General features: G+C 73.1%; 19 protein-coding genes and 1 tRNA gene. 7 read left to right on the forward strand and 13 right to left on the reverse strand.

The window, feature by feature from the left end:
• Window positions 1-10: 10 nt before the first annotated feature.
• The 11 genes from C6N31_RS08355 to C6N31_RS08405 all read right to left on the reverse strand — a co-directional run bounded on the left by C6N31_RS08355 (window position 11) and on the right by C6N31_RS08405 (window position 14,260).
• Window positions 11-2,683 carry a phosphatidylglycerol lysyltransferase domain-containing protein gene (locus C6N31_RS08355; protein ID WP_198357332.1) on the reverse strand — a complete coding sequence of 891 codons (2,673 nt, stop codon included), beginning with the start codon at window positions 2,681-2,683 and terminating at the stop codon, window positions 11-13.
• 32 nt (window positions 2,684-2,715) lie between these two features.
• Entirely contained in the window at window positions 2,716-5,283 is a 2,568-nt protein-coding gene (locus tag C6N31_RS08360; protein ID WP_138358016.1) for a bifunctional lysylphosphatidylglycerol flippase/synthetase MprF, read from the reverse strand.
• 13 nt (window positions 5,284-5,296) lie between these two features.
• The gene (locus tag C6N31_RS45520; protein ID WP_187144890.1) at window positions 5,297-6,643 is read right to left on the reverse strand and encodes an alpha/beta hydrolase; all 1,347 of its coding nucleotides are present in this window, start codon (window positions 6,641-6,643) and stop codon (window positions 5,297-5,299) included.
• 213 nt (window positions 6,644-6,856) lie between these two features.
• Window positions 6,857-7,498, reverse strand: coding sequence for a class F sortase (locus tag C6N31_RS08370; protein WP_138358032.1), 642 nt, complete (start codon window positions 7,496-7,498; stop codon window positions 6,857-6,859).
• A 260-nt stretch (window positions 7,499-7,758) separates the two neighbouring features.
• Window positions 7,759-7,832, reverse strand: a tRNA-Lys gene (locus tag C6N31_RS08375).
• Between the two features lie 57 nt (window positions 7,833-7,889).
• Window positions 7,890-8,507: a bifunctional DNA primase/polymerase gene (locus tag C6N31_RS08380; RefSeq protein ID WP_138358012.1), complete on the reverse strand. Its 618-nt coding sequence runs from the start codon at window positions 8,505-8,507 to the stop codon at window positions 7,890-7,892.
• A 152-nt stretch (window positions 8,508-8,659) separates the two neighbouring features.
• Window positions 8,660-9,022, reverse strand: coding sequence for a DUF8844 domain-containing protein (locus tag C6N31_RS08385; protein WP_138358010.1), 363 nt, complete (start codon window positions 9,020-9,022; stop codon window positions 8,660-8,662).
• A gap of 134 nt (window positions 9,023-9,156) precedes the next feature.
• A complete protein-coding gene (locus C6N31_RS08390; protein ID WP_198357333.1) occupies window positions 9,157-10,539 on the reverse strand; it encodes an AAA family ATPase in 1,383 nt (460 codons plus the stop codon).
• On the reverse strand, window positions 10,536-12,098 hold the full coding sequence (locus C6N31_RS08395) for a hypothetical protein (protein WP_198357334.1): 1,563 nt from the start codon (window positions 12,096-12,098) through the stop codon (window positions 10,536-10,538). The genes C6N31_RS08390 and C6N31_RS08395 overlap by 4 nt, the downstream gene beginning before the upstream one ends.
• Window positions 12,089-13,231, reverse strand: coding sequence for a PD-(D/E)XK nuclease family protein (locus C6N31_RS08400; RefSeq protein ID WP_244809180.1), 1,143 nt, complete (start codon window positions 13,229-13,231; stop codon window positions 12,089-12,091). The genes C6N31_RS08395 and C6N31_RS08400 overlap by 10 nt, the downstream gene beginning before the upstream one ends.
• A 21-nt stretch (window positions 13,232-13,252) precedes the next feature.
• On the reverse strand, window positions 13,253-14,260 hold the full coding sequence (locus C6N31_RS08405; protein WP_138358004.1) for a phosphatase PAP2 family protein: 1,008 nt from the start codon (window positions 14,258-14,260) through the stop codon (window positions 13,253-13,255).
• Window positions 14,261-14,474: 214 nt separating this feature from the next.
• Between C6N31_RS08405 and C6N31_RS08410 the strand changes: the two genes are divergently transcribed.
• On the forward strand, window positions 14,475-15,182 hold the full coding sequence (locus tag C6N31_RS08410; protein WP_138358002.1) for a TetR/AcrR family transcriptional regulator: 708 nt from the start codon (window positions 14,475-14,477) through the stop codon (window positions 15,180-15,182).
• Between the two features lie 38 nt (window positions 15,183-15,220).
• A complete protein-coding gene (locus C6N31_RS08415) occupies window positions 15,221-15,829 on the forward strand; it encodes a histidine phosphatase family protein (protein ID WP_138358000.1) in 609 nt (202 codons plus the stop codon).
• 80 nt (window positions 15,830-15,909) lie between these two features.
• On the opposite strand, the gene C6N31_RS08420 is transcribed toward C6N31_RS08415, so the two are convergent.
• Window positions 15,910-17,229: an NsdA family TPR-like regulatory protein gene (locus C6N31_RS08420; protein WP_138357998.1), complete on the reverse strand. Its 1,320-nt coding sequence runs from the start codon at window positions 17,227-17,229 to the stop codon at window positions 15,910-15,912.
• Window positions 17,230-17,481: 252 nt separating this feature from the next.
• On the opposite strand from C6N31_RS08420, the gene C6N31_RS08425 reads away from it, so the two are divergent.
• Window positions 17,482-17,841, forward strand: a complete 360-nt coding sequence (locus C6N31_RS08425; protein WP_138358028.1) for a hypothetical protein — start codon at window positions 17,482-17,484, stop codon at window positions 17,839-17,841.
• Window positions 17,842-17,872: 31 nt separating this feature from the next.
• Complete coding sequence (locus C6N31_RS08430) at window positions 17,873-18,739, forward strand: spermidine synthase (protein WP_198357335.1); 867 nt, start codon at window positions 17,873-17,875, stop codon at window positions 18,737-18,739.
• Between the two features lie 23 nt (window positions 18,740-18,762).
• Here C6N31_RS08430 and C6N31_RS08435 read toward each other — a convergent pair whose 3' ends face one another.
• Window positions 18,763-19,302, reverse strand: a complete 540-nt coding sequence (locus C6N31_RS08435) for a hypothetical protein (protein WP_138357994.1) — start codon at window positions 19,300-19,302, stop codon at window positions 18,763-18,765.
• Between the two features lie 96 nt (window positions 19,303-19,398).
• Here C6N31_RS08435 and C6N31_RS08440 point away from each other — a divergent pair, with 96 nt between their 5' ends.
• The 3 genes from C6N31_RS08440 to C6N31_RS08450 all read left to right on the forward strand — a co-directional run bounded on the left by C6N31_RS08440 (window position 19,399) and on the right by C6N31_RS08450 (window position 23,080).
• Complete coding sequence (locus C6N31_RS08440) at window positions 19,399-20,088, forward strand: response regulator transcription factor (protein ID WP_187144889.1); 690 nt, start codon at window positions 19,399-19,401, stop codon at window positions 20,086-20,088.
• Complete coding sequence (locus C6N31_RS08445; RefSeq protein WP_138357990.1) at window positions 20,085-21,479, forward strand: HAMP domain-containing sensor histidine kinase; 1,395 nt, start codon at window positions 20,085-20,087, stop codon at window positions 21,477-21,479. Before C6N31_RS08440 ends, C6N31_RS08445 begins: the two co-directional genes overlap by 4 nt.
• A gap of 125 nt (window positions 21,480-21,604) precedes the next feature.
• A complete protein-coding gene (locus C6N31_RS08450; RefSeq protein ID WP_138357988.1) occupies window positions 21,605-23,080 on the forward strand; it encodes a cellulose binding domain-containing protein in 1,476 nt (491 codons plus the stop codon).
• The last annotated feature ends 44 nt before the right edge of the window (window positions 23,081-23,124 follow it).

Genomic DNA, 23,124 nt, shown 5'->3' on the forward strand with positions numbered 1-23,124 from the left:
CCGGTCCGCCTCAGCGCGGGCCAGGAGCCGGATCGTCCGGCGCGGGGTCCGGCGGGGAGTCCTCCGGCCCGGAACCGTCCGGTTCCGAAGCCAGTGCCGTCGCGGGCGCCGCCGGGTACGGCGCCCCGCCGAGCCGGGGCAGCCGCGGCGCCGTCAGGAAGCCCTCGGCCATGGCGGTGGCGGCGGCGATACGGGGCAGCTCGGCGGACCGCTCGTACAGCAGGTGGCGCGGGCGCCACTCCGGCAGGTAGGCGGCGTAGGAGCGGTAGCGGGCCTCCAGGTGCCAGCGGCGGGAGAGCAGCCGGAGGACCTTGCGCCACAGCCGCAGCAGCGGGCCCGCACCGGCCTTGCCGTCCTCCTCGAAGACCGAGCGGAAGACCGCGAAGTTGAGGGACACCCGCTCGACGCCGCGCACGGGCTCGGCGTCCGCCCGGGCCAGCAGCAGCAGTTCGGTGATCAGGTAGTCGATCAGCGCGCTGCCGGACTCGCGGTCGCGGCGCATCAGGTCGAGGCAGAGGCCGCGCCGGCCCCACGGCACGAAGCTCAGCAGCGCCGACGTGCGCCCCTGCGGGTCGCGGCACTCCACCATCACGCACTCGCCGTCCGCGGGGTCGCCCAGCCGGCCCAGGGCCACCGAGAAGCCGCGCTCACTGGCGTGCCGTCGCCAGGCGTCGGCGAGATGGGCGAGATCCGCCATCTCGTCGCGGGGGATGTCGCGGTGGCGGCGTACGACGGCGGTGTAGCCGGCGTCGCGGATCAGCCCGTGGGCCTCGCGCAGCGGACGCAGCGCCTCGCCGCCGTCCGGGCCGTGCGCTCCTGTCGTGGACGTGCCCAGGTACGTTCCGGCGAACGCGGCGACGTCGACCACCGCCTCGTCGCCGAAGTCCAGCGACTTCAGCCCGGCCCGTTCGTAGACCGCGGCGGCGCCCCCGCCGGTCCCGGTGACCCCCGGGATCCAGGCGTGCTGACGGGCGTCGGCCAGCCAGCCGTCGATCGCCGCCGGCCACTCCTCGCGGTCACCGATCGGATCGCCGGAGGCCAGCGCGACCCCGTTCACCACCCGGTACAGCACGGCGGCCCGGCCGCCGGGTGACCAGCTCACCGACTTGTCGCGGCGCAGGGCGAAGTACCCGACCGGATCGTGTTCGCCGTGCGCGGCGAGCAGTTCGCGCAGTCGCTGCTCGTCCGCCGGCTGGAGCCGGGCGCGGCCGCGCGGGGAGCGGAAGAAGGCGAGCAGCACCATCAGCATCAGCGTGACGCTCAGCAGGTTGATCGCGAGGTCGGTCCAGGCGGGCACGGCGATCTCGGGCAGGTCGAACAGGCTGGAGACGGTGAGCACACGCAGCACGGCGTAGTGCAGGCAGGCGCGCCAGCTCGCGGGCGGCGGGGCGTCGGTGGCGTGCACCAGGACGGTGCCCAGGCCCACCGTGACGACGCTGCCGATCAGCAGCGACACCAGTCCGAGGGCGACGTTGCCGCGCTCGCCCCGCACGTTGAACGCCCGGCGGGACACCGCCAGCGCGAGGGCCAGCAGCACGGTGAGCCCGAGGGAGATCCAGTTGAAGGGGTGTGCGCGGGCCTCCGGCAGCAGATCCAGCGCCAGCAGGCACAGCGCCAGGTACCCCCAGACCAGCGTGACGGCGACGATCCAGGACGCGCGCTTGCGGCGGCGCAGCGTCACCGCGAGCAGGAAGGCCAGGACGGCGCCGGTGAAGCCCGGGCTCAGCAGGAAGGCGGTGAAGAACTCCCCGTTGGTGGCCCGGTGCACCCGCTCGCGGAACGGCGCGATCAGCCCGGTCAGCACGTTGACCACGGCGGCGGTCCGCAGGTACCAGACGGCGACCGCCGCGCCCGGCTGCTGCAGCGGCCGCAGCCACACCTCGATCCGGGACGGCGGGATGTCGACGACCGTCGGGCGGGGCACGGGGACGCTCTCGGACTTCGACTTCAGGTGCGGGGCGCCCGCGACGGCGTCCATCAGCCTGGTCTTGAACGCCACCAGCCGCCGGTGGACCCGGTCCTCGCGGCGCTCGGAGCGGGCCAGCCGCCGGGGCCGGGAGTGGTAGCGCCAGCGGGACCAGGGGCTGGCCGGGCGGGCCAGCCGCAGCGCCCCGATGATCGCGACCGGCGGCATCATCACGCCGATCAGCCCCGTCCACACCTTGCCCTTGATCAGGCAGATGACCACGAAGCCCAGCAGGACCGCCGCGACACCGATCTGCTCGCCGTTGATCCCGCCGACGAAGCCGCCCAGCGGGGCCTCCCCGATGAGCAGCAGACCGATCACCGCGACAGCGAGGATCACCGCGTCCACGGACTTGCGGCCCTGCTCGCTCCAGTAGACGTCCTCCAGGTGCAGGACGAGGGCGAACTCGTCGAGCACCAGCCCGCAGCCGATGCCGAACAGCACGGCCAGCAGGTTGTGCGCGAGGACGCCGCCGCGTACCGCGAAGGAGCCGATGCCGCCGATGAGCATCATGGCCTGGCCGAAGACGACATGGTGGATGTGCAGTCCGCCCGGGTTGACGTTCCCCGGCCACCAGCTCACGCCGCGGCGGATCATCCGCACGCTGAAGCGGATGAAGAGGAACGAGCCGATCAACCCGACGAGGAGCAGGAACAGCGGTTCGCGACCGTTGTCGACGATCCGCGTCCGGTAGGCGTCGGCCAACCAGTCCCACATGGCGTCACCTCAAACCGGAGTCGGACCCCGGCTCAGGAGCCGGACAGCTGGCGGACCAGCCGTACGCCCTGAGCCGCCGTCATGTGCGGAAGGTACGCCTTGCCGATGGCGCGGGTGATGGTCGGCAGAGCGGCCGGATCGGGGTAGCACATGTACATAGGGTGGTAGTCGGGCTGGAATTTTGCCTTGAACGCGAGCAATGAACGGAAACCGTACACCGGTTCCAGTAGTCGCCCCGACACATCGACCAGCCGCTGGAGCGGCGCCGGGGCCTCGCCGCGGTCCACCCGGGCCATCGGCGCCCCGGACAGGCTGATGAACTCCGCGCCCTCCTCCTTCAGTCCGAGCGCGGAGGAGGCGATCAGGAACTCCATGACGCCGCGGAAGCCGGTGGAGCGGCGCCGCATGAAGTCCAGTGTCCAGCCGATCGGCTCGCCGTCCCGGTAGACCGGCATCCAGCTGGTGATGCCGTGGATGGTCCGGTCGGCGTCCAGCGCGATCAGACAGCGCACCTCGGGGTCGTCGAGTTCGTCGAGGCCGCCGAGGGTGAAGCCCATCTCGGGCAGGCCCTTGTCGGCGACCCACTCCTCGGAGATGGCCCGGATCTGCTCGGTGAGCGCCAGCGGCGCGTCCGGGAAGCGCCACCACTCGGCGGTGATGCCGGCCTTGCCCGCCTTGTTGAGCGCGGTGCGGACGTCCTGCCACTTCTTGCCCTTGAACTCCAGACCGGCCAGCGGTACGACGGTGTCCTCGGCGACCTGCAGGGACTTCCAGCCGAGCGCCTCGGCGGCCTGCCGGGACTCCTCGTTGACGCTGTAGAAGCACGGTGACCAGCCGCGCGCGTCGCAGAACGCGGCGAACTCGCCCACCGCGCGCTGCCGGGCCGACGGCTCCCCGAAGGGGTCACCGGTGGTCAGCGCGATGGTGGAGAGCACCCGGTAGGCCACGCCCGCGTCGCCGCCGGGGGACGTCCAGTAGTGGTTGCCCTCCCAGGTGGACAGGTACGAGAGCGTCGAGCCGCCGTGCTCGGTGAGGATCGAACGGGCCCGCCGGGCCTGCTCGTCGGAGGCCCGCAGCCGGTTGCTGCGGAAGACCACCAGCAGGGAGACGAGCGCGACCAGCCAGGGCACCAGACCGCAGTACTCGTACAGCCAGTGGGCGCCCGAGCCGACCGGGATGGGGCCCTGGTCGGCGAGGTCGCTGTAGATGGGCGGCAGGAAGACGGAGACGAGCCCCTGGCACAGGAAGGAGACGGTGGCGACGGGGTAGAACTGGTCGCGGATCGCGTAGGCGGTGCCCACGTAGACGGCCGCGACGGCCAGCACGCTGCCGCCGACGGCCAGTGCGATCCTGCGGACCGAGGTGCGCGGCAATCGCAGTTGGAAGCGGCTCCTGGTGACGACCAGCAGGACGATCGAGGCGGCGGGCAGCAGGAGCTGCTCGATGCAGGCGCGGATCAGCCAGCTCCGGTCGTCCCGGCCCTCCGGGGTGCTGAGGTCCAGCGAACCGAGGAAGTCCACCATCTCGTAGAGAACGATCGCCATCAGCGCCAGGTTGACCACGATGGCGAGGATCCAGGCCAGCCGCCGGCCGCGCCGTAGTCCTTCGGCGAGGACGAGCAGCAGCAGTGCGGGCATGACCGTCATCAGGATCGCGGGGGAGTCGTAGAAGTGCTCCTCGGCGTGGATCTGATGGCAGGCCCGCACCGATTCGGCGCAGGCGTCCTGGACGGCCTGGGCGTCGGGGTGCGAGGTGACGAGCAGATCGCGGAAGGTGGCCAGCGGGCCGAGCGCGTCGGGCGAGAGCATCGTCAGCGCCGGGCCGATCGCGGCGGCGGCGATGAACAGCCCGACCAGCACCCGGGTTTCGGAGTGCGAAGCACCGGTCGGCCGGTGCGGCAGCCGGTGCCAGAACACCGCTCCGACGGCCAGGCCGATCACCCCGCCGGTGACCTGCAGGACGTCCAGCAGGGTGCCCAGGTACAGCGCGAGGACCAGCACCACCGCGGCCAGCAGCAGGCGCACCCGGCGCCGCCACAGCGCCGTCATCGTTCCGCTCACCGTGAAGGCCACCCCCGCCACGGCGACCGTGGGGCCGACCGCCGCCTCCAGGGAGAGCAGTTCGAGCCAGTCGTCGCCGGCCAGGTCGCCGAGCTTGGCCAGGCCCACCCCGAGCAGGGTGCCGGCCACCTGGGCGGCAACCAGTGCCAGCACGGTGCGGGCGGAGCCCATCCGGCGCTCCGCCAGGGTGCCGAGCACGGCGAGCGCCACGGTGCTGATCAGATACATGTCGAGGCTGGAGCACCACAGGCCGGAGCTGAGCGGGGTCCACCAGTGGCCCTCGGCGAGGGTCTCCCAGCCGACGCCGACGGCGTCGAACAGCTGGTCGTCCGGGCCCCTGCGCAGCGATCCGGTGGCCGCGCCGGTGATCCACAGGGCGGCGATCAGGGTCACGGTGACGGGTGCGTGCCGTAGTTGCCCGGCGCCGCGCCGGATGGTGGCCGCCCAGGATCGCCACCGGCCGGGCGGCTTCGGCGTACTGGGCCCGGCCGGCTCCGGGCCGTCGGGGAGTTCCCGCGCCTGCGCCTGCGTTTCGGTCATCGGTGCAGTCCCGTCAGCCGCTGGATGGGGAGGTCAGATGGGTGACGCCGCCGAGCCAGGCCAGCCCCACGCCGAGGGCGGGCCGCCAGACCGCCCAGCTGTGGCCGCCGGGCAGCTCCTTGTAGGTGACGTTCATCCCGGCCTTGCGGGCCGCCGCGTACGCGTCCCGCTGCTGCGGCCGGTAGGTGCCGTCGGAGGAGCCGACGATGAACAGGCCGTTGGTGCCGGGGAAGGACTTCTTCCGCATGATCTTCAGCGGGCTGATGGCGTCGTAGGCGGCCGAGCTGCCGCCGAACAGCTCGTCGACGGTGTGCTGGTGGCCGCCCAGGGTCGGTTCGCGCTGCCCCGAGATGTCGACGAACGACCCGAAGAGTTCCGGGGCGGTGACGGCCAGCTGCAGCGAGCAGGTGCCGCCGAGCGAATAGCCGCCCGCCGCCCAGGACCCGGGTGCGGCCGCGACCTGGAGGTTGGCCCTGATCCACGCCGGTACGTCCTGGGTGAGGTAGGTGTGCACCTTGCCGCGTTCGGAGTCCACGCAGATGGTGTTGTTCAGCGGCGAGTGCAGGGTGTCGACGGAGACCGCGACCGGCGCCAGCCCGTGGTGCTCGGCGGCGTACGCGTCCATGGTCTCGGCCAGCTGCCCGGAGTCGAGCCAGTCCTGCGGCGATCCGGGCTGACCGGGCATCAGGACGATGACGGGGAGCAGCGCGCGCGGATTGGTCCGGTAGGCGGGCGGCAGATAGACCCAGGCGTCGCGCGCGTCGAAGCCGGAGACGGTGCCGGGGATCCGCACCTTCGACAGCGATCCCTTGCCGGGCATGTCCGCCGGCGGTTTCCACACCGATTCGAGCGTGCCGCCCACCGGGGTGCGGACGGTGGTGTTCTCCTTGCCGCCGCCGCTGGCCGTCCTGAGGTCGGTGCTCTCCCGGGTCAGCGCGGTCACCAGGGTGCGGAGCCGGGGGTACTGGTCGTAGAACACGTTCACTTGGGAGCACGCGGCGAGCAGGACGAGCAGGCCCGCCAGCAGCGCGGCCAGCCTGATCCGCCAGTGCGGGGTGTAGAAGCAGCGGGCCACGGCCAGGGCGACGCCGAACACCCCGACCCCGATCCACACCAGGACGCCGATCGGCAGTTCGTCGGCGATCAGCCGCCAGGAGTTGTCCTCCAGGTACTGCACGACGAACACCGCGACGGCGGTGCCGAGGGCGATCAGCGGGACGGTGAGGGTCCACCAGGAGCGTTGGCGGACCACGAGCAGCCAGCCGAGCGACAGCAGGCCGATCACGAGCACGATCCAGGGCACGGCGCCGTTGGTCAGCGGCCAGTCCATCGGCCCGCTCATGGCCAGCGGCTGTCGCACAGGGACCTCCCCGGTGACGCGCAGATTCATAAATGACATCAGAAATACCTAAACTAGGACATACTGCATTCACCTGCCAGTGGTGTGCCCCCGGTTCGGCCAACCGGCCGTTCCGGGGGTGGGCGCGCCGGTGGAAGGGGTGGGGGCAACGGGGTGCCGGTGCGTCAGGAGGGTGCGCCGGTTGGGCCGGTCGGCGGGGCCGCCGGGACTCCGTCAGGACGGTTCGGTGGAGCCGGTGAGCCGGGCGTAGACCACGACGTTGCCCAGGTATCCCGCCGCCTTGCTGAACACTCCGCCGCAGGTGATCACGCGCAGTTCGGCGTCCGGTGTCGCGCCGTAGACCCGGTCGGTGGGGAAGTCCTGCTTCTCGTAGACCTCGATGCCGTAGACCGTGAACACGGCGGTACGGCGGTCCGCGCGGTCGATCTCGATCCGGTCGCCCTTGTGCAGCCCGCCCAGCTCGTAGAAGACCGCGGGGCCCTCGCGGGTGTCCACATGCCCGGCCAGTACGGCGGCGCCCGCGGCGCCGGGCGCGGCCCCGCCCGCGTACCAGCCGGCCAGCCCGCGCTCGGACTCCGGCGGGGTCTGCAGATGGCCGGTGGTGTCGAGCCCGAGCCGCATGAGGGGCGCGTCGACCCCGATGGCCGGGACGCGGATCCGTTCGGGGGCGGCGGCGGTCATCGGGGCCGCGCGCGGCGGCAGTGCGACCTCCGTCTGCCCGCCGGCGGCCGGGTTCCGCCCGGCCGCGGAGACCGCCTCGGCCGGGGTGGGCAGCGGCGGTTCCCGCTCCTGCGTGCCGTCGCGCAGCAGCCAGGCGCCGGTCACCACCGTGACCGCGAGGATGCCCGCCGCCATCCGGCCGACGCGGCGCGGCGGCGGACGCCACGCGTCCTCGCGCGCGCCGTCGGGCGCGTCCGGGGGACGGTAGTGCGGCAGCGGCATGCGGGGCCTCCTGGAGACGGTCTCTCCCTGGCCTTGTTACCGCGCCGGGCCGCTCCCGTACCGCTCTCGCACTGCTCCCGTGCCGGCTCGGTACTGGCTCCGTACTGGCCCCGTACATGACGAAAGGCGCCCCTCCCGAAGGAGGAACGCCCAGGTCAACGGTTTCCCGTAGGTGCGCCGCCAGGGACTCGAACCCCGGACCCGCTGATTAAGAGTCAGCTGCTCTAACCAACTGAGCTAGCGGCGCGTGCTGCGAGACAGACATTAGCATCCGCTTCCGGCGGAGTGAAAATCGATATCCCGTTCAGGCCGGGGAGGCCGAGGGAGCCACCGCGGGAGCGGTCGTACGGGCGGCGGCGCGGGCCGCGCGGATGCAGGCCCACAGCAGCACGTCGGGGCCGGGGAGCCAGGGATGACGGGTGTCGGGGGCCACCACCCAGCGCGACGATCCGCCCTCGGTGTCCAGGCCGGTCTCGTCGCCGTACAGCGGAGGCACGGTCACCGCGTCGCCCAGGCCGTGGCACATCAGCGGCGGCACCGAGCGGCTCCACTCCTCCCAGCCCAGCAGCGACGGCAGCCGCTGGGCGGATCCGGGGGCGACCAGCAGCAGCACCCGGCCGCGGTGCACGGCGACCGGCCCGCTTCCGGGACCGGCGGCCCATAACTGCTCCAGCACCCGGCGGCCGAAGAGCGCGGGGAGGTTCACCACGTCGAAGACGGTGCCGCACGGCAGCACGCTGGGCGCGGTCGGGCGGGCGCTCCACAGCGCCTGGACGCTGCGCGGGAAGGCGCTGGCGGAGGCGAGCCAGGCGGCTCCCGCCGGGGTGACGTACGCGGTGTGCGACTGCCGTTCAGGGTCCGTCGGGTCGCCGGCCACGGTGATGTCCGGGTGCCTCCAGGTCTCCCACTGCCATTCGCTCATACACCTAGAGGTACCGGCCGCTCGCGCTGCGTCCATGTGAATCGGACGAATACGGGACAGGAACACCGGTCGTCCGGTACCTTGCGCATCCTGCATATGCCAAAGGGCCGTGGTCGCTTGACACAATCACCCGCGCAGGGCATTGGTTTCGGTCACCGCTCCTGCAGGCGTGTCCCGAACTCGACCATCTTCTTCGCGTAGTCCTCGGTCCAGCCGGACTGCTCCGCGATCGCGGCATACGTCAGCCGGTCGAAGCGCCGGGGATCCGCCAGCTGGGCCGCGGCTATCGCCTGGTACTCCGTCGCCCGGTCGGCGGCGGCGCGGAAGGCCAGCGCCAGCTCCGTGGAGCGCGCCAGCAGCTGCCGGGGATCGTCGAGCGACTCCAGGTCGAAGAAGTGCTCCTCGTCGGCGAGGGCCTGGGCGGGCTCGAAGAGCAGCTCCGCCGGGCGCAGGCGCCGTGCGGGAGCCGGCGGGACAGCGTCGCGCCGGTCGTGAGCCGACTGCGGCTCGGACATGTACCTACCTCCAAGGGATTCGCGCGTTCCATTGTCCCGCGCCCGCGCAAGTGGGCCTCCGGGCCGTCCGAAGTGCCGCCTGAAGTGCGGTTCCGCACCCGTTCCGCACCCGTTCCGCACCGTTCCGCACCGGGCTATGTCCGGTACGGGACCCGGTGCTCGTCCAGGTGCGCCAGGACCGCGTGGTTGGCCTCCCAGCCGTCCGGGAACTTCACCGTCACGCCCAGCTGCACCGGTTCCGTCGACGGGTGCTCGTCCAGCAGCCGGGCCACGCCCGCCCGGCACACCACGATGCAGGCGTGCCGGTGCCGGGAGGCGAGCACGCAGAGCCGGCCCGTCTCCAGATGGAACGCCGTCGCGTCCGGGCGGCCGGACAGCGGGTGCAGGAAGACCGTCACGTCGAACTCCCGGCCCTGCAGCCGGTTCGCGGTGTCCACGGCGACACCGGTCACGCCCAGCGCGGTGAGTGCCGACCGCACCGCCGCCGCCTGGTCGCGGTGCGCCGTGCCGACGGCGATCCGGTCCGCGGTCAGCGGCGCCGGCTCCTGCGAGCGCTCGCTGAACGTCACCCCGCCCCGGTCCAGCAGCCGCCGCACCACCTGGGCCACCGCGTGCACCGCCTCCGGATCCGTCCGGGGAGTGTGCCGGGCAGGCAGCTCCAACAGCCCCCAGCCCGACGCGGCCGCCTCGTCCAGCACCTCGTCGGGCCCGGTGCCCTGCGAGGGCACCCCGAACGACAGCCGCCGGACGCCGGGCCCGGTGCCGCTGCGGAACGGCGTGTACGGGTAGAACGCCCGCGACACCAGCGGCGCCGCCGACGCGGGCAGCCGCCACGACACCGGCAGCCGGTGCTGCGGGAGGCCCGGATTGTGCGCCAGCAGCGTCACCACCGCGCTCGCCGACGGGTCGTAGCTCAGCCCCGCCCACTGGTCGGCGCCCACCACGCTGAACGGGTCCAGCTGCCCCGGGTCACCGACGAAGAGCGCCCGCTCGAAGAGCCCGGCGACCTGCAGCAGCGCGTCCGAGCGCATCTGGTACGCCTCGTCGACGATCGCGTGCCGCCAGGGCGACGTCAGATCGGTGGTCTTGACGTACGCCCACTTCGCGGAGGTCGCGATCACCACCTTCTGCTGGGCGAGATCGGCGACCTTCGCGGACTTCACGATCGACGGATGCCGGTCGAGCAGCGGATCGGGCGGTGACTCGCTGCCGTGCAGCCGGCCGATCGCGAGCCCCGGATCGGCGGTCGCCAGCCGGTCCGCGAGATCGTCCACCTGCGCGTTCGTCTGCGCCACTACCATCAACGACTCGCCCGCCGCGGTCAGTTCCCGGGCGGCGCGCACCACGAGCGTCGACTTGCCCGCGCCCGGCGGGGAGTCGACGACGACACCGCGCGACGAGCCGTGCAGCGTGTCGCGCAGGATCGCCTCGGTGACCGCCGCCGCCTCGGCGGCGGGGTCGCGCGGGGCGGGGCGGGCCGGGCCGTGGGGCGGAGAGTCCTCCGTCGTGCGGCTCACAGGAAGTCCTCCACGGTGACGGGATCGGGTGCGGGTGCGGCCGGCGCGGCGGCGGTCTCCGGCGGGCCGCCGTGCGTCCACGGGGTGTCCTCCGGGTCGGGCAACTCCGGTCCGCCGCGCGGCGCGTGCTCGAACAGGGTCCAGCACACGCGGTCGCCGGCCGCGGGCACCGACCCCTCGTCCGGGACCTTGCCCCGGCCCATGCCGTTCAGCAGTCGCACCGTGACCTCACCGGGCGCCGGCCATTCGACGAAGCGCGCCTCCTGGGTCTTCCCCCCGGGAAGCGCGCGGTAGAGCTTCGCGTCGGCGTCGAAATGCGGTACGTCGGCGGTCGCGACGGTTACCAGCGGGCGCGGGCGCGGCACCTTCGCCTCGCTGTACGCCATCACCACGTCGGTGACCTCGCCCGCGAACGCCTCGCCGGACAGCCGCCGCCCGGCCATCACCAGCGGATCGTCCAGCGCCTCCTGCGCCTCCAGCCGCACCTGGGCCGTCTCGCGGCCCATCAGCTTCTGCGCGGCCGCGATGGCGTCGTCACGCTTCGGCTGCGGCGGCTCACCGGCCCGCACCCGGTCCCGGTGGCCGGTGTACGACCAGCGGTCCCGCTTCCAGCGCTCCTCGACATGCCCGCCCTCGGGCAGCGCCCGCAGCAGATCGAGCCCGCGCCACACATCGTCCCAGGTAGGCCGCAACTGGCTCTCGACGAGCGCCCGCACCTCGGCCTCGGCGGCGGACGTCGCGGCGGACCGTTCCTCGCCGGCCGCCCGCGCCGCCGCCCGGGCCGCGTCGAAGCGGGACATCGCGGGGGCCAGCACCGTGTTGTCGAAGGCGGGGTCGGTCGCCGGGCCGGCGGGCGGGCTCAGCAACAGGCCGTCCGGTCCGCGTCCGGTCTCCGCGCGACGGGCCGCGTCCGCGCCGGTCATGCCCTTCGGAGGGGCGATCCAGCCGAGCAGCGCGCCCAGGTGCTGGTCCTCCAGATTGCTCTGGCCGGTCGCCCAGTGCCGCGACAGCAGCTCCGTCATCGACAGCAGCAGCGAGGCGCCGGGGGTGCGGGCGCGCTCCCCGTAGTGCGTCAGCCAGCGGCCGGAGAGCGGCACCCGTGACGGCACCGGATAGGGCTCGTCAGGATTCTCCTCCGCCGTGCGGCGGAACCGGGTGGAGCGGCCGAGCAGCCGGACGTAGTCCGCCGCCGCCGCGTTCGGCACGATGATCTGCGGGGCGTCCGCGCAGACCTCGGACTCCTCGCGGTTCCGCGTCGCCGGTTCGGTCTCCACGTCGTCCGCGTACCGGTCCATGTGCGCGATGACCGTGGTCGCCAGCGCCGCGAGGAAGTCGAACCGCAGGTCCCGGTCACGCGGCTGCGTCACCACCAGCAGGCTCGGTGCCTCCCGGTCGCGGCCCACCAGCGCGCCCAGTGGTGCGCCGACCTCGCCCGCCGTCGTCAGCGGCACGAACACCAGCGGATGCTGCGACAGGTACCGGTGCCGGACCGTCGCCACCGGCTGCGCCCGGCCCGCGACCACGGCCTCGGCCCGCGCCAGGGTCCCGATCAGTGACATGAGGCACCCCCAGCGGTGAGCGCCTCGGCGCGCAGCACGGCGGCGCGGCGCAGCGCGGCGACGGCGGGGTCCGCCGTCTCGGCGCCGGCGGCGTCCGTGCCGAGGGCGGCGGACAGCACGGCCTCGACCGTGGTGAGGGTGCCCAGTTCGCCGCGCAGGCCGCGGCCCAGGGACTCGACGGAGCCGCAGGCACGGGAGCGGTCACGGCAGTGGAAGGACAGCTCGCAGGCGGCCAGGCACTCGGGGGAGTACGCGGCCGGGACCGCCTCGACGGCGGCGGCCAGCTCGGGGGCCGGCCGGGTCGGGGTGCGGCCGTCCTCGGACCAGCGCAGGTCGAACGTGGTGCCGTCCGGCAGTTCGGCGGCGATCTCCTCGATACGGGTCAGCCGGGTCAGCTGCCGCCGGGTCACCGACAGCTGTTTGCGCACATCGACGAACTGGGCCGTCGGCAGGTTCGAGAAGTCCTTGGGGCAGACCAGCAGCACATCGTGCGACACCCGCACGGGGCCCGTGGTCTCCTCCAGCAGCCCGGCCAGCCGCTCCAGCGCCAGCACGTACACCGCGGCCTGGCGGGCGGCGGCGCCCACCTTCACCGGGTCCGCGCTGCCGTCCAGGATCGGGAAGGACTTGACCTCGACGACCGTCCAGGAGCCGTCCGGCGCGACGACCACCGCGTCCGGCTCCAGGTAGGCGGCGGAGCCCGCGACGTCGAGCGCCAGCAGCGGGTGGTCCAGCAGCGTCCAGCGGCCGGCGGAGGTCGCCTCCGCCAGGGCCAGCCGGGTCCTGGCGGTACGGCCCTCAGGGCCGGCGGCCGACAGGTCCGGCAGCAGCGCGCCGCTGTCCTCGGGGGCGCCCAGCAGGCGCAGCAGCTCGGCGCACTCCTCCGCCTTGACCCGGGCCTCGAAGGCATGGCCGCGGGCGAAGGCGAACTGGGACTGCCCGAACGGGGCGGGCGCGCCCAGCACCTGCGCGACCGCGCCCTTGTCGATCCCGGCGGCGTCGAGCAGGGCCCGGCGGCGGCAGCCGGGGTTCGCGGCCAGGGCCGCGAGGGCCCGCGCGTCGAGCGGACGTGGTGACGTGGCCGGTCCGCGCAACTCGGCCAGCCGCTCCCGCAGATAGTGCGTAGTGCTCACCCGCGGAAGTCTCGCACCCGGCTACGACATTCGGCCCTGACCCACGGAAGACCTGCCCGAGGGATCCGATCTGTGCTCGTCCCGGTGGTCGTCGTGAGATCCCGTCCGCGGGGTCGCGACGCCGCTGGGGACGGCGCCGTGCGGCGCCGTTCTGGGAGCCGCCGAGGCCGGGGCCGTCGTCCCGGGGCCGGCAGCGGACGCGGAGGCCGCCACGACCGGGCTGTGGCCCTCCGCGGAGGTGGTGGCACCGGACCGGACGGCCCACCGGGCGCGCAGCGCGTCGACGGCGAGAAGGACCCGCGGGGCCAGCAGGTAGCCGATGCCCATGACGGCCGCACCGGCGACCGCGTCCAGCAGGTAGTGGTTGGCGGTGCCCATCACCACGAACGTGGTGATCAGCGGGTACAGGATGCCCAGCGCGCGCACCAGTGGGGTCCGCCCGTAGCGCCACAGCATGATCCCGCACCACAGCGACCAGCCGACGTGCAGGCTCGGCATCGCCGCGTACTGGTTGGTCAGCCCGCCGAGGCCGCGCGGGGCGCTGGCGTCCTGGCCCCACCAGCCGTAGGAGCCGTACTGCGCCATGGTGTCGATGAAGCCGTGGCTGGAGTCCAGCAGCCGGGGCGGCGCCGTGGGCATGAGGGTGAAGCCGATCAGCCCGATCAGGGTGGAGAGCATCAGCCATGTGCGGGCCGCGCGGTAGTGGGTGGGCCGCCGCCGCCACAGCCACACCAGGATCACGGGCGTCACGAGATAGTGCAGCGAGGCGTACGCGAAGTCCGCGGGGACGCCGATCGCGGCGTACTTCGTACAGATGCCGTTGAGCCAGCGCTCCGGATCGATCCGCATCAGCTCTTCGAGATGCAGGATGTCGATCCCGCTCTCGACGGCGTTGTCCACGTCGCCGCGGACCAGCAGGCGGCCGCACGAGTAGAGGGCGTACACGACGGCGATGAGCGGCAGCTCGGTCCACCAGCGCAGCCGGCCCCGGTAGGCCGAGGCGCGAGGCGCTGTGGCGGTGATCGTCATGCGGCCGTTCTCCCCGTTCTGCGGATGTGGCTCGTTGCGGACCATGTCGTAGGCTCTACCGTACGTCGTACGCTAGACAGCCCGCACATCGCCCCGGAAATTCCTGGCCACACTGCGTTCGTTCCGTGTTCAACATCTCTTGGTCGGGTATGCGTGCGGGAAGACGCCCGGGGCGCCCTCCCAGGTTGCTCTCCGCGAGAAGTTAGAGAATGGCATGACCGTCACCCAGTCGGCCCGCGCCCCCCGGCGCCGCGCTCCGCGCAACACGCTCAATCCGGACAGAATCCTTGACGCAGCGGTCGTCCTGCTCGACCGTGACGGCGCCGAGGCGTTCACCATGCGCGCCCTCGCCGCGCAGCTCGGCGTCGGCACGATGGCCGTCTACTCGCACTTCCGCAGCAAGGAAGAGATCAGCGACGCCGTCGCCCAGCGGCTGCTCAGCGAGGTCGAGCTGCCCGCCGTGGGCGAGGCCGCGGGCGTCGCGGACGCCCGCGAGCAACTGCGTGAAGTATGCCGCAGTGTCTTCCGGCTCTTCGCGGAGCACCCGTCGGCCCTGCAGCTGCTGACCACCCGGCCCATGCGCGGCGACGAGGCCATCGCCGTCATCGACCGGATGCTGGGCCTGCTGCGCGCCGCCGGCCTCGACCGGGTCGACGCCGCGCGCGCCCACGTCGCCCTCATGCAGTACACGGTCGGCTCCGCGCTGTGGAACGTCCGCCGGGACCGCGCCCTGTGCGAGGACGGTCTGCGCGACCGGGTACGCGCCCGGCTCGCCGACCTCCCCGCCGACCGCTACCCCGCGCTCACCGAGCTCGTCCCCGAGCTCGCCATCGCGCAGGACGCGGGCATGGCCCAGTACGAGCTCGGCCTCGACGGACTGCTGACCGGCCTCATCGGGCCGGGCGCCCGGAGTGCGCGATGATGGAGTGATCTCCATTACGTAGTGAAAGGTCCCTCCGCATGGCTCCGCGCATCCTTCTGGTCCGTCACGGCCAGACGGAGTGGTCCCTCTCCGGCCGCCACACCGGCCGCACCGACATCCCCCTCACCGACGAGGGCCGCCGCACCGCCCGGCTCCTCGCCGAACGGCTGCACGGCGCCCCCTGGGACGGACTCCCCGGCCTCGAGGTCCGCACCAGCCCCCTCGTCCGCGCGAGCGAGACCGGCGAACTCACCGGCTTCGGCGACCGCGCCAAGCCGTGGGACGCCCTCATGGAGTGGGACTACGGCGCCTACGAAGGGCTCGTCCCCGACGAGATCGCCGAGCGCGAGCGCGCGGCGGGCCGGCCCGAGTGGAACATCTGGCGGGACGGGGTGGTGGGCGGCGAGTCCCTCGCGGAGGTCGCGGAGCGGGCGGACGAGGTGGTGGCGTGGGCGCGGTCGGCGGAGCGGGATGTGCTCGTCTTCGCCCACGGGCACTTCTTGCGGACGCTGGGGGCGCGGTGGTTGGGGTTGGACCCGTCGTTCGGGGCTTCCATCCGGCTGGATCCGGCGTCGCTGTCGATTCTGGGGTGGGCGTACGGGGACCCGGCGGTGGAACGCTGGAACGACACGGGGCACCTCGGGTGACGTGGGAACTGCCCCGCCGCAGGCACTGACGTACCCGCACTCCGACCGCAGGTGGGTCCTGGAACCTCCGCCGGAGGCGGTCAGCGCTGGCGGTTGAGGAAGTCGGCTACCGCCGTCGTCCGGTGGTGGGGGCGGAGGCGGGTGGCTGTGGTGTCCAGGAGGGCTCGTACGCGGGAGGACTGGACGCGGCCGAGGAGGTCGAGGACGCGGGAGCCCGCGGCGGCGGCCTCGTCGGGGCGGTCGCCGGCGGCCAGGTTTGCGGACAACTCGGCGCCGTAGAGGGCGATGTTGCGGGTGAAGTGCGGGTCCTGGAGGCTGACCGCGCGGCGGGCGGAGTCCGCGGCGCGGCGGTGGTCGCCGAGCGCGGACCAGGACTGGGCCTCCAGGCCCGCGAGTTCGGCCTCGCCGAAGAACGTCATCCACTGCGGGTCGGCGTCGGACGGGCCGCGCCCGAAGAGTGACTGGGCGCGGGACAGCGCGCGTTCGCATCCGGAGCGGTCGCCGAGTCCCGCGCGGCCGCCCGCTTCGCGCAGCGCGAGCAGGGAGAGCAGCCGCGGTGAGGCGAGGCGCCGGGCGGCGGCCTGGGCGGCCTGCGCGGCCCGGACGGCCTCGTGCGGCCGGCCCGCGTCGCGGGCGAGGAAGGCGGTGTTGCAGAACGCGTGGGCCTCCAGGGCAGCGTCGCCCGACACGCGGGCCGTGGCGAGCGCCTCGGCGTAGTAGGAGCGGGCGTCGGTGAACCGGCCGGAGTCGTGGGCCAGCCATCCGACGGAGACGGCGAGTTCACCCGCTCCGGCGTACAACCCGTCGGCCACGGACTGGCTGTAGGCGCCCTCGTCGAGCAGCCGGTAGGCGGTGCGCAGGGCCTGGCCCGCCTGTTCGTACAGGCCGTCCGCGCCGTGCCGGTCGTCGTGCAGCCGGATGTGCCGCACGGCTTCCTCGACGGCGTGGACCTCGCCGACGCCGACCCGGCCGGCGGGTGGGTGCACGGCGGAGCCGGACACCAGGGCGGTCGCGATGACGGCGGGGCCGCCGGTCATGAACACGCGACGCAGCACGTCGCTCTCCTCGAACTCGAATTCGTACGTATCCAGCGGTGGCGCGCCGCCGCGTCTGCCCCGTACCGCTTCGCGCGGGGCGAAGCCCAGGTCGCCCAGCGAGCGGCCGGGGAACATATGGCGGAACACCCGCTCGTAGGCGTAGTTGGGGCACCGGATCTCCCCGGCCTCCACCCGCCCGATGTACCGGGCGTCGCAGCTGACCTGCTCGCCGATCTCGCGGGCGGAACGGCGTACCGCCGCAGCGAACTCGTTGGGGGAACGGTCTCCGCGCAACTGCCGGAAGGCCGCGTTGGCCATGGTGGCGGTTCGGGCTGGATCGGGGCTTGAGGACGGTGAAGCCATGGCGGACTCCTGGTGCGGACGGCGCGACGACGGTACCCGCTGTGACGGGGCAGATACCGAGGGTTTGCCTACAAAACGGATATCTCACCCGTGATCCGCCATGAAATGCCACCCCTTGCGGCGTTAGCGGGGCGTAGCTGTTGACAGGGAGGCGCGTTGTACTCCTCGTAAGGGCGGTGCTGCGTCCGCCCGCGAGGAGGGTTCCCCTTGTTGGACACCGATCGGCACGAACCGAGCCCGGAGCGGAGCGAGATGCCGCCGGCGACGCCGCCGTGCGATCTCGTCACCGTCCCGACCCAGCAGGGCCTGGAGGCCGTCGACATCCTGCGGCTGCGGACCGGCGTCGGGCCGGTGCTGCACGACGACGCGGGGGACGGCATCGGGTTCCTGGTGCCGCAGGGCACCGCGGACGGCTGGGACCTGCCCGGCAGTTCCTGTACGCGGAGCAACGGCCGCGGCTTCTCGATCGGCGCGGAGCCGTCGGAGGCCGGTTCCGGCTGGCTGGTGCCGCCGGACAGCGGGCCCGGCCGGATCACCGCCACCGACCCGGCCGTCCTGCGGGCGGCGCTCGGTGAGGCGGCCCGCACGATCAGGCTGGCCGGCGGCGTCTGACGCCGGCTGCTTGCTGGCCGATACTGGTCGGGTGGCAGGTAAGAAGCAGGGCGGAAGGGCGCAGGCCCGCGAAGCGGTCGGCGCCGTGGTCGACGGCGGGCAGGCCGAGCTGGTCCCGGACCGGGAAAGGCCGCACGGCTGGACGCTGCTCATCGACGGCGCACCGCAGTCGCACGTCGACCTCGACGACCCGTCGTACCTGGACTTCTCGTACCAGCGCAGGCTGGGCCACATCATCGACCTGGTCGCGCCCCCGGGGCGCCCGCTGCAGGTGCTGCACCTGGGCGGCGGCGCGCTCACCCTGGCCCGGTACACCGCCGCGACCCGGCCGCGCTCCACCCAGCAGGCCGTCGAGATCGACGGTCCGCTCGTCGAGCTGGTCCGCCGTGAACTGCCGTGGGACCGGACCTGGCGGATCAAGGTGCGGGGCGGGGACGCCCGGGCGGGGCTGGGGAAGGTCCCGGACGGCTGGGCCGACCTGGTCATCGCCGATGTCTTCGGCGGCGCCCGCACTCCCGCGCATCTGACCAGCGCCGAATTCCTGCACGAGGTCAGGCGCGCGCTGCGGCCCGGCGGTTTCTACGCGGCCAACCTCGCCGACGGCGGCGCCCTCGGCTTCCTGCGCGCCCAGATCGCCACCGCGCGGTCGGCGTTCGCCGAGGTCTGTGTGTCCGCCGACCCGGCGGTGCTGCGCGGCCGCCGTTTCGGCAACGCCATCCTGCTCGCCGCCGACGTCGAGCTGCCGCTCGCCGAGCTGACCCGGCGGGTCGCCTCCGACCCGCACCCCGGCCGCGTCGAACACGGCCGCCCGCTGGCCGACTTCGCCGGCGGCGCGGCCCCGGTCACCGACGCGACGGCCGCCCCGTCCCCGGCCCCGCCGGAGTCGGTCTTCCGCTGAACCGGAGATCCGGACGACAGGCCCTAATTCTTGTACATCTCCACCACGGGCGGGTGGCCGTTCCAGGTGCAGAAGACCGACGAGGTGGTGGTTCCGCTGGTGAAGTCCACCCGGATCCATTCGTCCAGCTTCCAGACCTTCATCTCCCAGCCCTCGTCGGGGGTGGCCGAGACGAGGGTGGCCGAGGCCGGCCCGAGGTCGAGCACGACGCGGCCGCCGGTGACCTTGTAGGCGTGCACATTGCCGGTGGTGTTGCTGGTGGAGGCGTCGTGCGAGGTGCCCGGGGGCTTCTCCGGCGGCGGGGACGGCGCCTTCGTCGCGGGCTTGGTGGTGGGCGGCACGGTCGGTGCGGGGGACGTCGTGGACGGCACCGGCTTCGGCCGGTGCGTGGAGGAGGCCACCGGCCGCGCCGAGGAGCCGGCGACGGCATCGGAGACCGGGAGCGCGCGCGGTGGATCGTAGGCGGTACCGGCGAGCACGGAGTGCACTCCGAACCACGACATCGTCACCGCGGCTGTGGTCGCGAGCGTCCAGGCCCCGGCGTGAAGCAATCCTCGTTGCATCGGCACATCCTGCCGTACGCGCGGCAGGTCCGGGCGCGGAGGGCGGTAAACGGACGGAGGGGTACCGGGTCCCCCGGATGGGCTACCGTGCGGGCCATGGCAAGTGTGCTCGTGGTCGAGGACGACCAGTTCGTGCGCTCCGCCCTCATCCGGCACCTCACCGAGGCGGCCCACACCGTACGCAGTGTGGGCACGGCTCTTGAGGCGCTGCGCGAGGTGGCGCAGGTCGGTTTCGACGTCGTGATCCTCGATCTCGGCCTCCCGGATCTGGACGGGTCGGAGGCGCTGAAGATGCTGCGCGGGATCACCGATGTCCCGGTGATCATCGCCACCGCCCGTGACGACGAGGCGGAGGTGGTCAGGCTGCTCAACGCGGGCGCCGACGACTATCTCGTCAAGCCGTTCTCGGTCGAGCATCTGTCCGCCCGGATGGCCGCCGTGCTGCGCCGGGCGCGCGGCCGGGAGGCCGCGCCTGACGAGACCGCGCGGCTCGCGGTCGGCGGGCTGCGGATCGATGTGCGCAGGCGGCAGGCGGAGCTCGACGGGATGACGCTGGACCTGACCCGCCGCGAGTTCGACCTGCTGGCCTTTCTCGCGTCGCGCCCCGGTGTCGTCGTGGCCCGCAAGGAACTGCTCGCCGAGGTGTGGCAGCAGTCCTACGGCGACGACCAGACCATCGACGTCCATCTGTCCTGGCTCCGTCGCAAACTGGGCGAAACGGCCGCCCGGCCGCGGTATCTGCACACGCTGCGCGGCGTCGGGGTGAAGCTGGAGCCACCGGCATGAGATGGCTGCTCGTCAAGGTGTGCCTGGCGGTGACCGCGATGGTCGTCGTCGCGTTCGCCGTACCGCTGGGCCTGGTGGTCAAGGAACTGGCCCGCGACCGGGCCTTCTCCAACGCCGAACGGCAGGCCGCCGCGATCGGTCCCGCGCTGGCCATCACCACCGACCGCGTCCAGCTGGAACGGGCGCTCGCCTCCACCCAGGCGGGCGCGGACGGCCGGATGGCGCTGCATGTGCCGGCCACCGCCGGCACCGCCCCGGTGGAGATCGGCAGGCACCGCTCCTCCGCCGCCGCGATGGACGCCGCGTCCAGCCGCGGCCGGGCCTCCACCGTCGCGGTCGGCGGCGGGTACGCGCTGCTGCAGCCGAACGCGGTCAGCTCGGGCACGGTCGCGGTCGTCGAGGTCTTCGTCCCGGACAGCGACATCACCCGGGGCGTCGCCACCGCGTGGATCGTGCTGGCGGCGGTCGGCATCGGCCTGATCGTCGGCTCGGTGGCCATCGCCGACCGGCTCGGCACCCGGATGGTGCGGCCCGCCGGCCGGCTGGCGAACGCGGCGAACGCGCTCGGCCGCGGCGACCTCGGCGTACGGGTCTCGGAGGCCGGGCCGTCGGAACTGCGCTCGGTCGCGGTCGCGTTCAACGCCATGGCCGACCAGGTCGTCCAACTGCTCGCCAACGAGCGCGAACTGGCCGCCGACCTCTCGCACCGGCTGCGCACCCCGCTCACCGTGCTCCGGCTCAACGCCGCCTCGCTCGGGAACGGGCCCGTCGCCGAGCAGACCCGCGAGGCCGTCGCGCAGCTGGAGCGCGAGGTCGACACGATCATCCGTACCGCGCGCGAACAGCAGATCACCGCACCGGTCATGGCCGGCTGCGACGCCGCCGAGGTGATCCGTGAACGGATGGCGTTCTGGTCCGCCCTCGCGGAGGACCAGGGGCGTGAGGCGCGCACGGCGGGCGTGGACCGGCCGGTCCGGGTGCCGGTGGCGCGCGGTGAGCTGGCCGCCGCGCTCGACGCGATGCTCGGCAACGTCTTCCGGCACACCCCGGAGGGCACCGCCTTCGCCGTGGACGTGCACAACGGCGAGGACGCCGTGATCGTGCTGGTCTCCGACGCCGGTACCGGCATCCGGGACCCCGCGGCCGCGCTGCGCCGCGGTCAGGGCGACGGCGGGCCGGGCTCGACGGGCCTTGGCCTGGACATCGTGCGCCGGGTCGCCGAGTCCACCGGCGGCGACATCGCCATCGGCCACTCCGTGCTCGGCGGCACCGAGGTCCGGGTCTGGCTGGCGCTGCGCCCCGGCTCCGGCGCATCCGGCCGGGGTCACCGTGTGCCACGCCGCCGTCGCAGACCGGGACAGAAGTCCACCGCCAGTGGTCTGAACCTTTAACCCGCTCCGATGCCGTCCTTAAGGGCGCCATAAGAACCCCAACCCCCGCTGTGGTCAGGGCTTTTGTCCGTTCCGCCCGCGCTAGCGTCGTGCCGCACCCCGCCCCCCACGAAAGGCAGGCCGGTATGGCCAGCACGCATCGCCGTCGACCCGGGTTCACGACCAAAGCGATCGGTGGCCTCGTCGCCGCGGGTGTCGTGGCGGGAGGCGCCTTCGCGCTGGCCGGGTCAGCGAGTGCCGCCCCGGTCGGCGCCGCCTACACCAAGACGAGCGGCTGGACCGGTGGCTACACCGGGCAGTACGAGATCACGAACTCCTCGGACAAGGCGTTGTCCGGCTGGACCCTGTCGTTCGACCTGCCGGCCGGCACCACGCTGAGCTCGCTGTGGAACGGCAGGTTCACCGCGAACGGCCAGCACATCACCGTGAAGCCGGAGGGCTGGAACGCCACCGTGGCGCCCGGCGCGAAGGTCGACGTCGGCTTCGTGGCGGCGTCCGGCGGCACCGCCGCGGACCCGGTCAACTGCCTGATCAACGACGCCAAGTGTTCGGTGGACTCCGGCCCGACCGCCACCCCCAGCGGCCGTCCGACCGTGACCGCGAGCCCGACCGCCTCGCCCACCCCGACGAAGACCGCGTCGCCGACCCCCACGAAGACCAGCACGCCGACCCCCACCCCCACCAAGACCGGCGGCACCACCCCGGTCGCCGGCGCGGGCTTCTCGCCGTACATCGACACCTCGCTGTACCCGGCCTTCGACATGGTCGGCTCCGCGAAGAGCACCGGCGTCAAGCAGTACAACCTCGCCTTCATCACCTCCGGCGGCGGCTGCACCCCCAAGTGGGGCGGTGTGACGGACCTCGGCTCCGACGCGGTGGCTGGCCGGATAGGCGCGCTGCGGGCGGCGGGCGGCGATGTCCGCGTCTCGTTCGGCGGGGCCTCGGGCTCCGAACTGGGCACGGCCTGCACCTCGGTCGGCGATCTGACGGCCGCGTACGGCAAGGCCGTCGACCAGTTCAAGCTGACCAAGGTCGACTTCGACATCGAGGGTGGCGCGCTCCCGGACACCGCGTCCAACAGCCGCCGCGCGCAGGCCATCGCCGCGCTCCAGAAGAGCCACAGCGGACTGGACGTCTCGTACACCCTCCCGGCGATGCCGACCGGTCTGACGCAGGACGGCATCAACCTGCTGGCCGACGCCAAGAAGAACGGCGTGAAGATCTCGGCCGTCAACATCATGGCGATGGACTACGGGCCCGCGTTCAACGGCGACATGGGCCAGTACGCGATCGATGGCGCCACGGCGACGCAGGCTCAGGTGAAGAGCGTGCTCGGCCTGTCGGACGCGGCCGCCTGGAAGGCGGTGGCGGTCACCCCGATGATCGGTGTGAACGACGTCAACACCGAGATCTTCACGGTGGACGACGCAACGCAGCTGGTGGACTTCGCCAAGTCGAAGGGCCTGGGCTGGCTGTCGATGTGGTCCTCGACGCGTGACAAGCAGTGCCCCGGCGGTGCGAAGAACTTCGCCGATGCGAGCTGCAGCTCGATCGTCCAGGGCGATCTGGCCTTCACCAAGGCGTTCGCCTCCTTCGGCTGATCGCACGGCCGACCGCAGGACGCAGCGGCCCACCGGCGGGGGTT

This window comes from Streptomyces fildesensis (assembly GCF_016107395.1).
GTDB classification, from domain to species: domain Bacteria; phylum Actinomycetota; class Actinomycetes; order Streptomycetales; family Streptomycetaceae; genus Actinacidiphila; species Actinacidiphila fildesensis.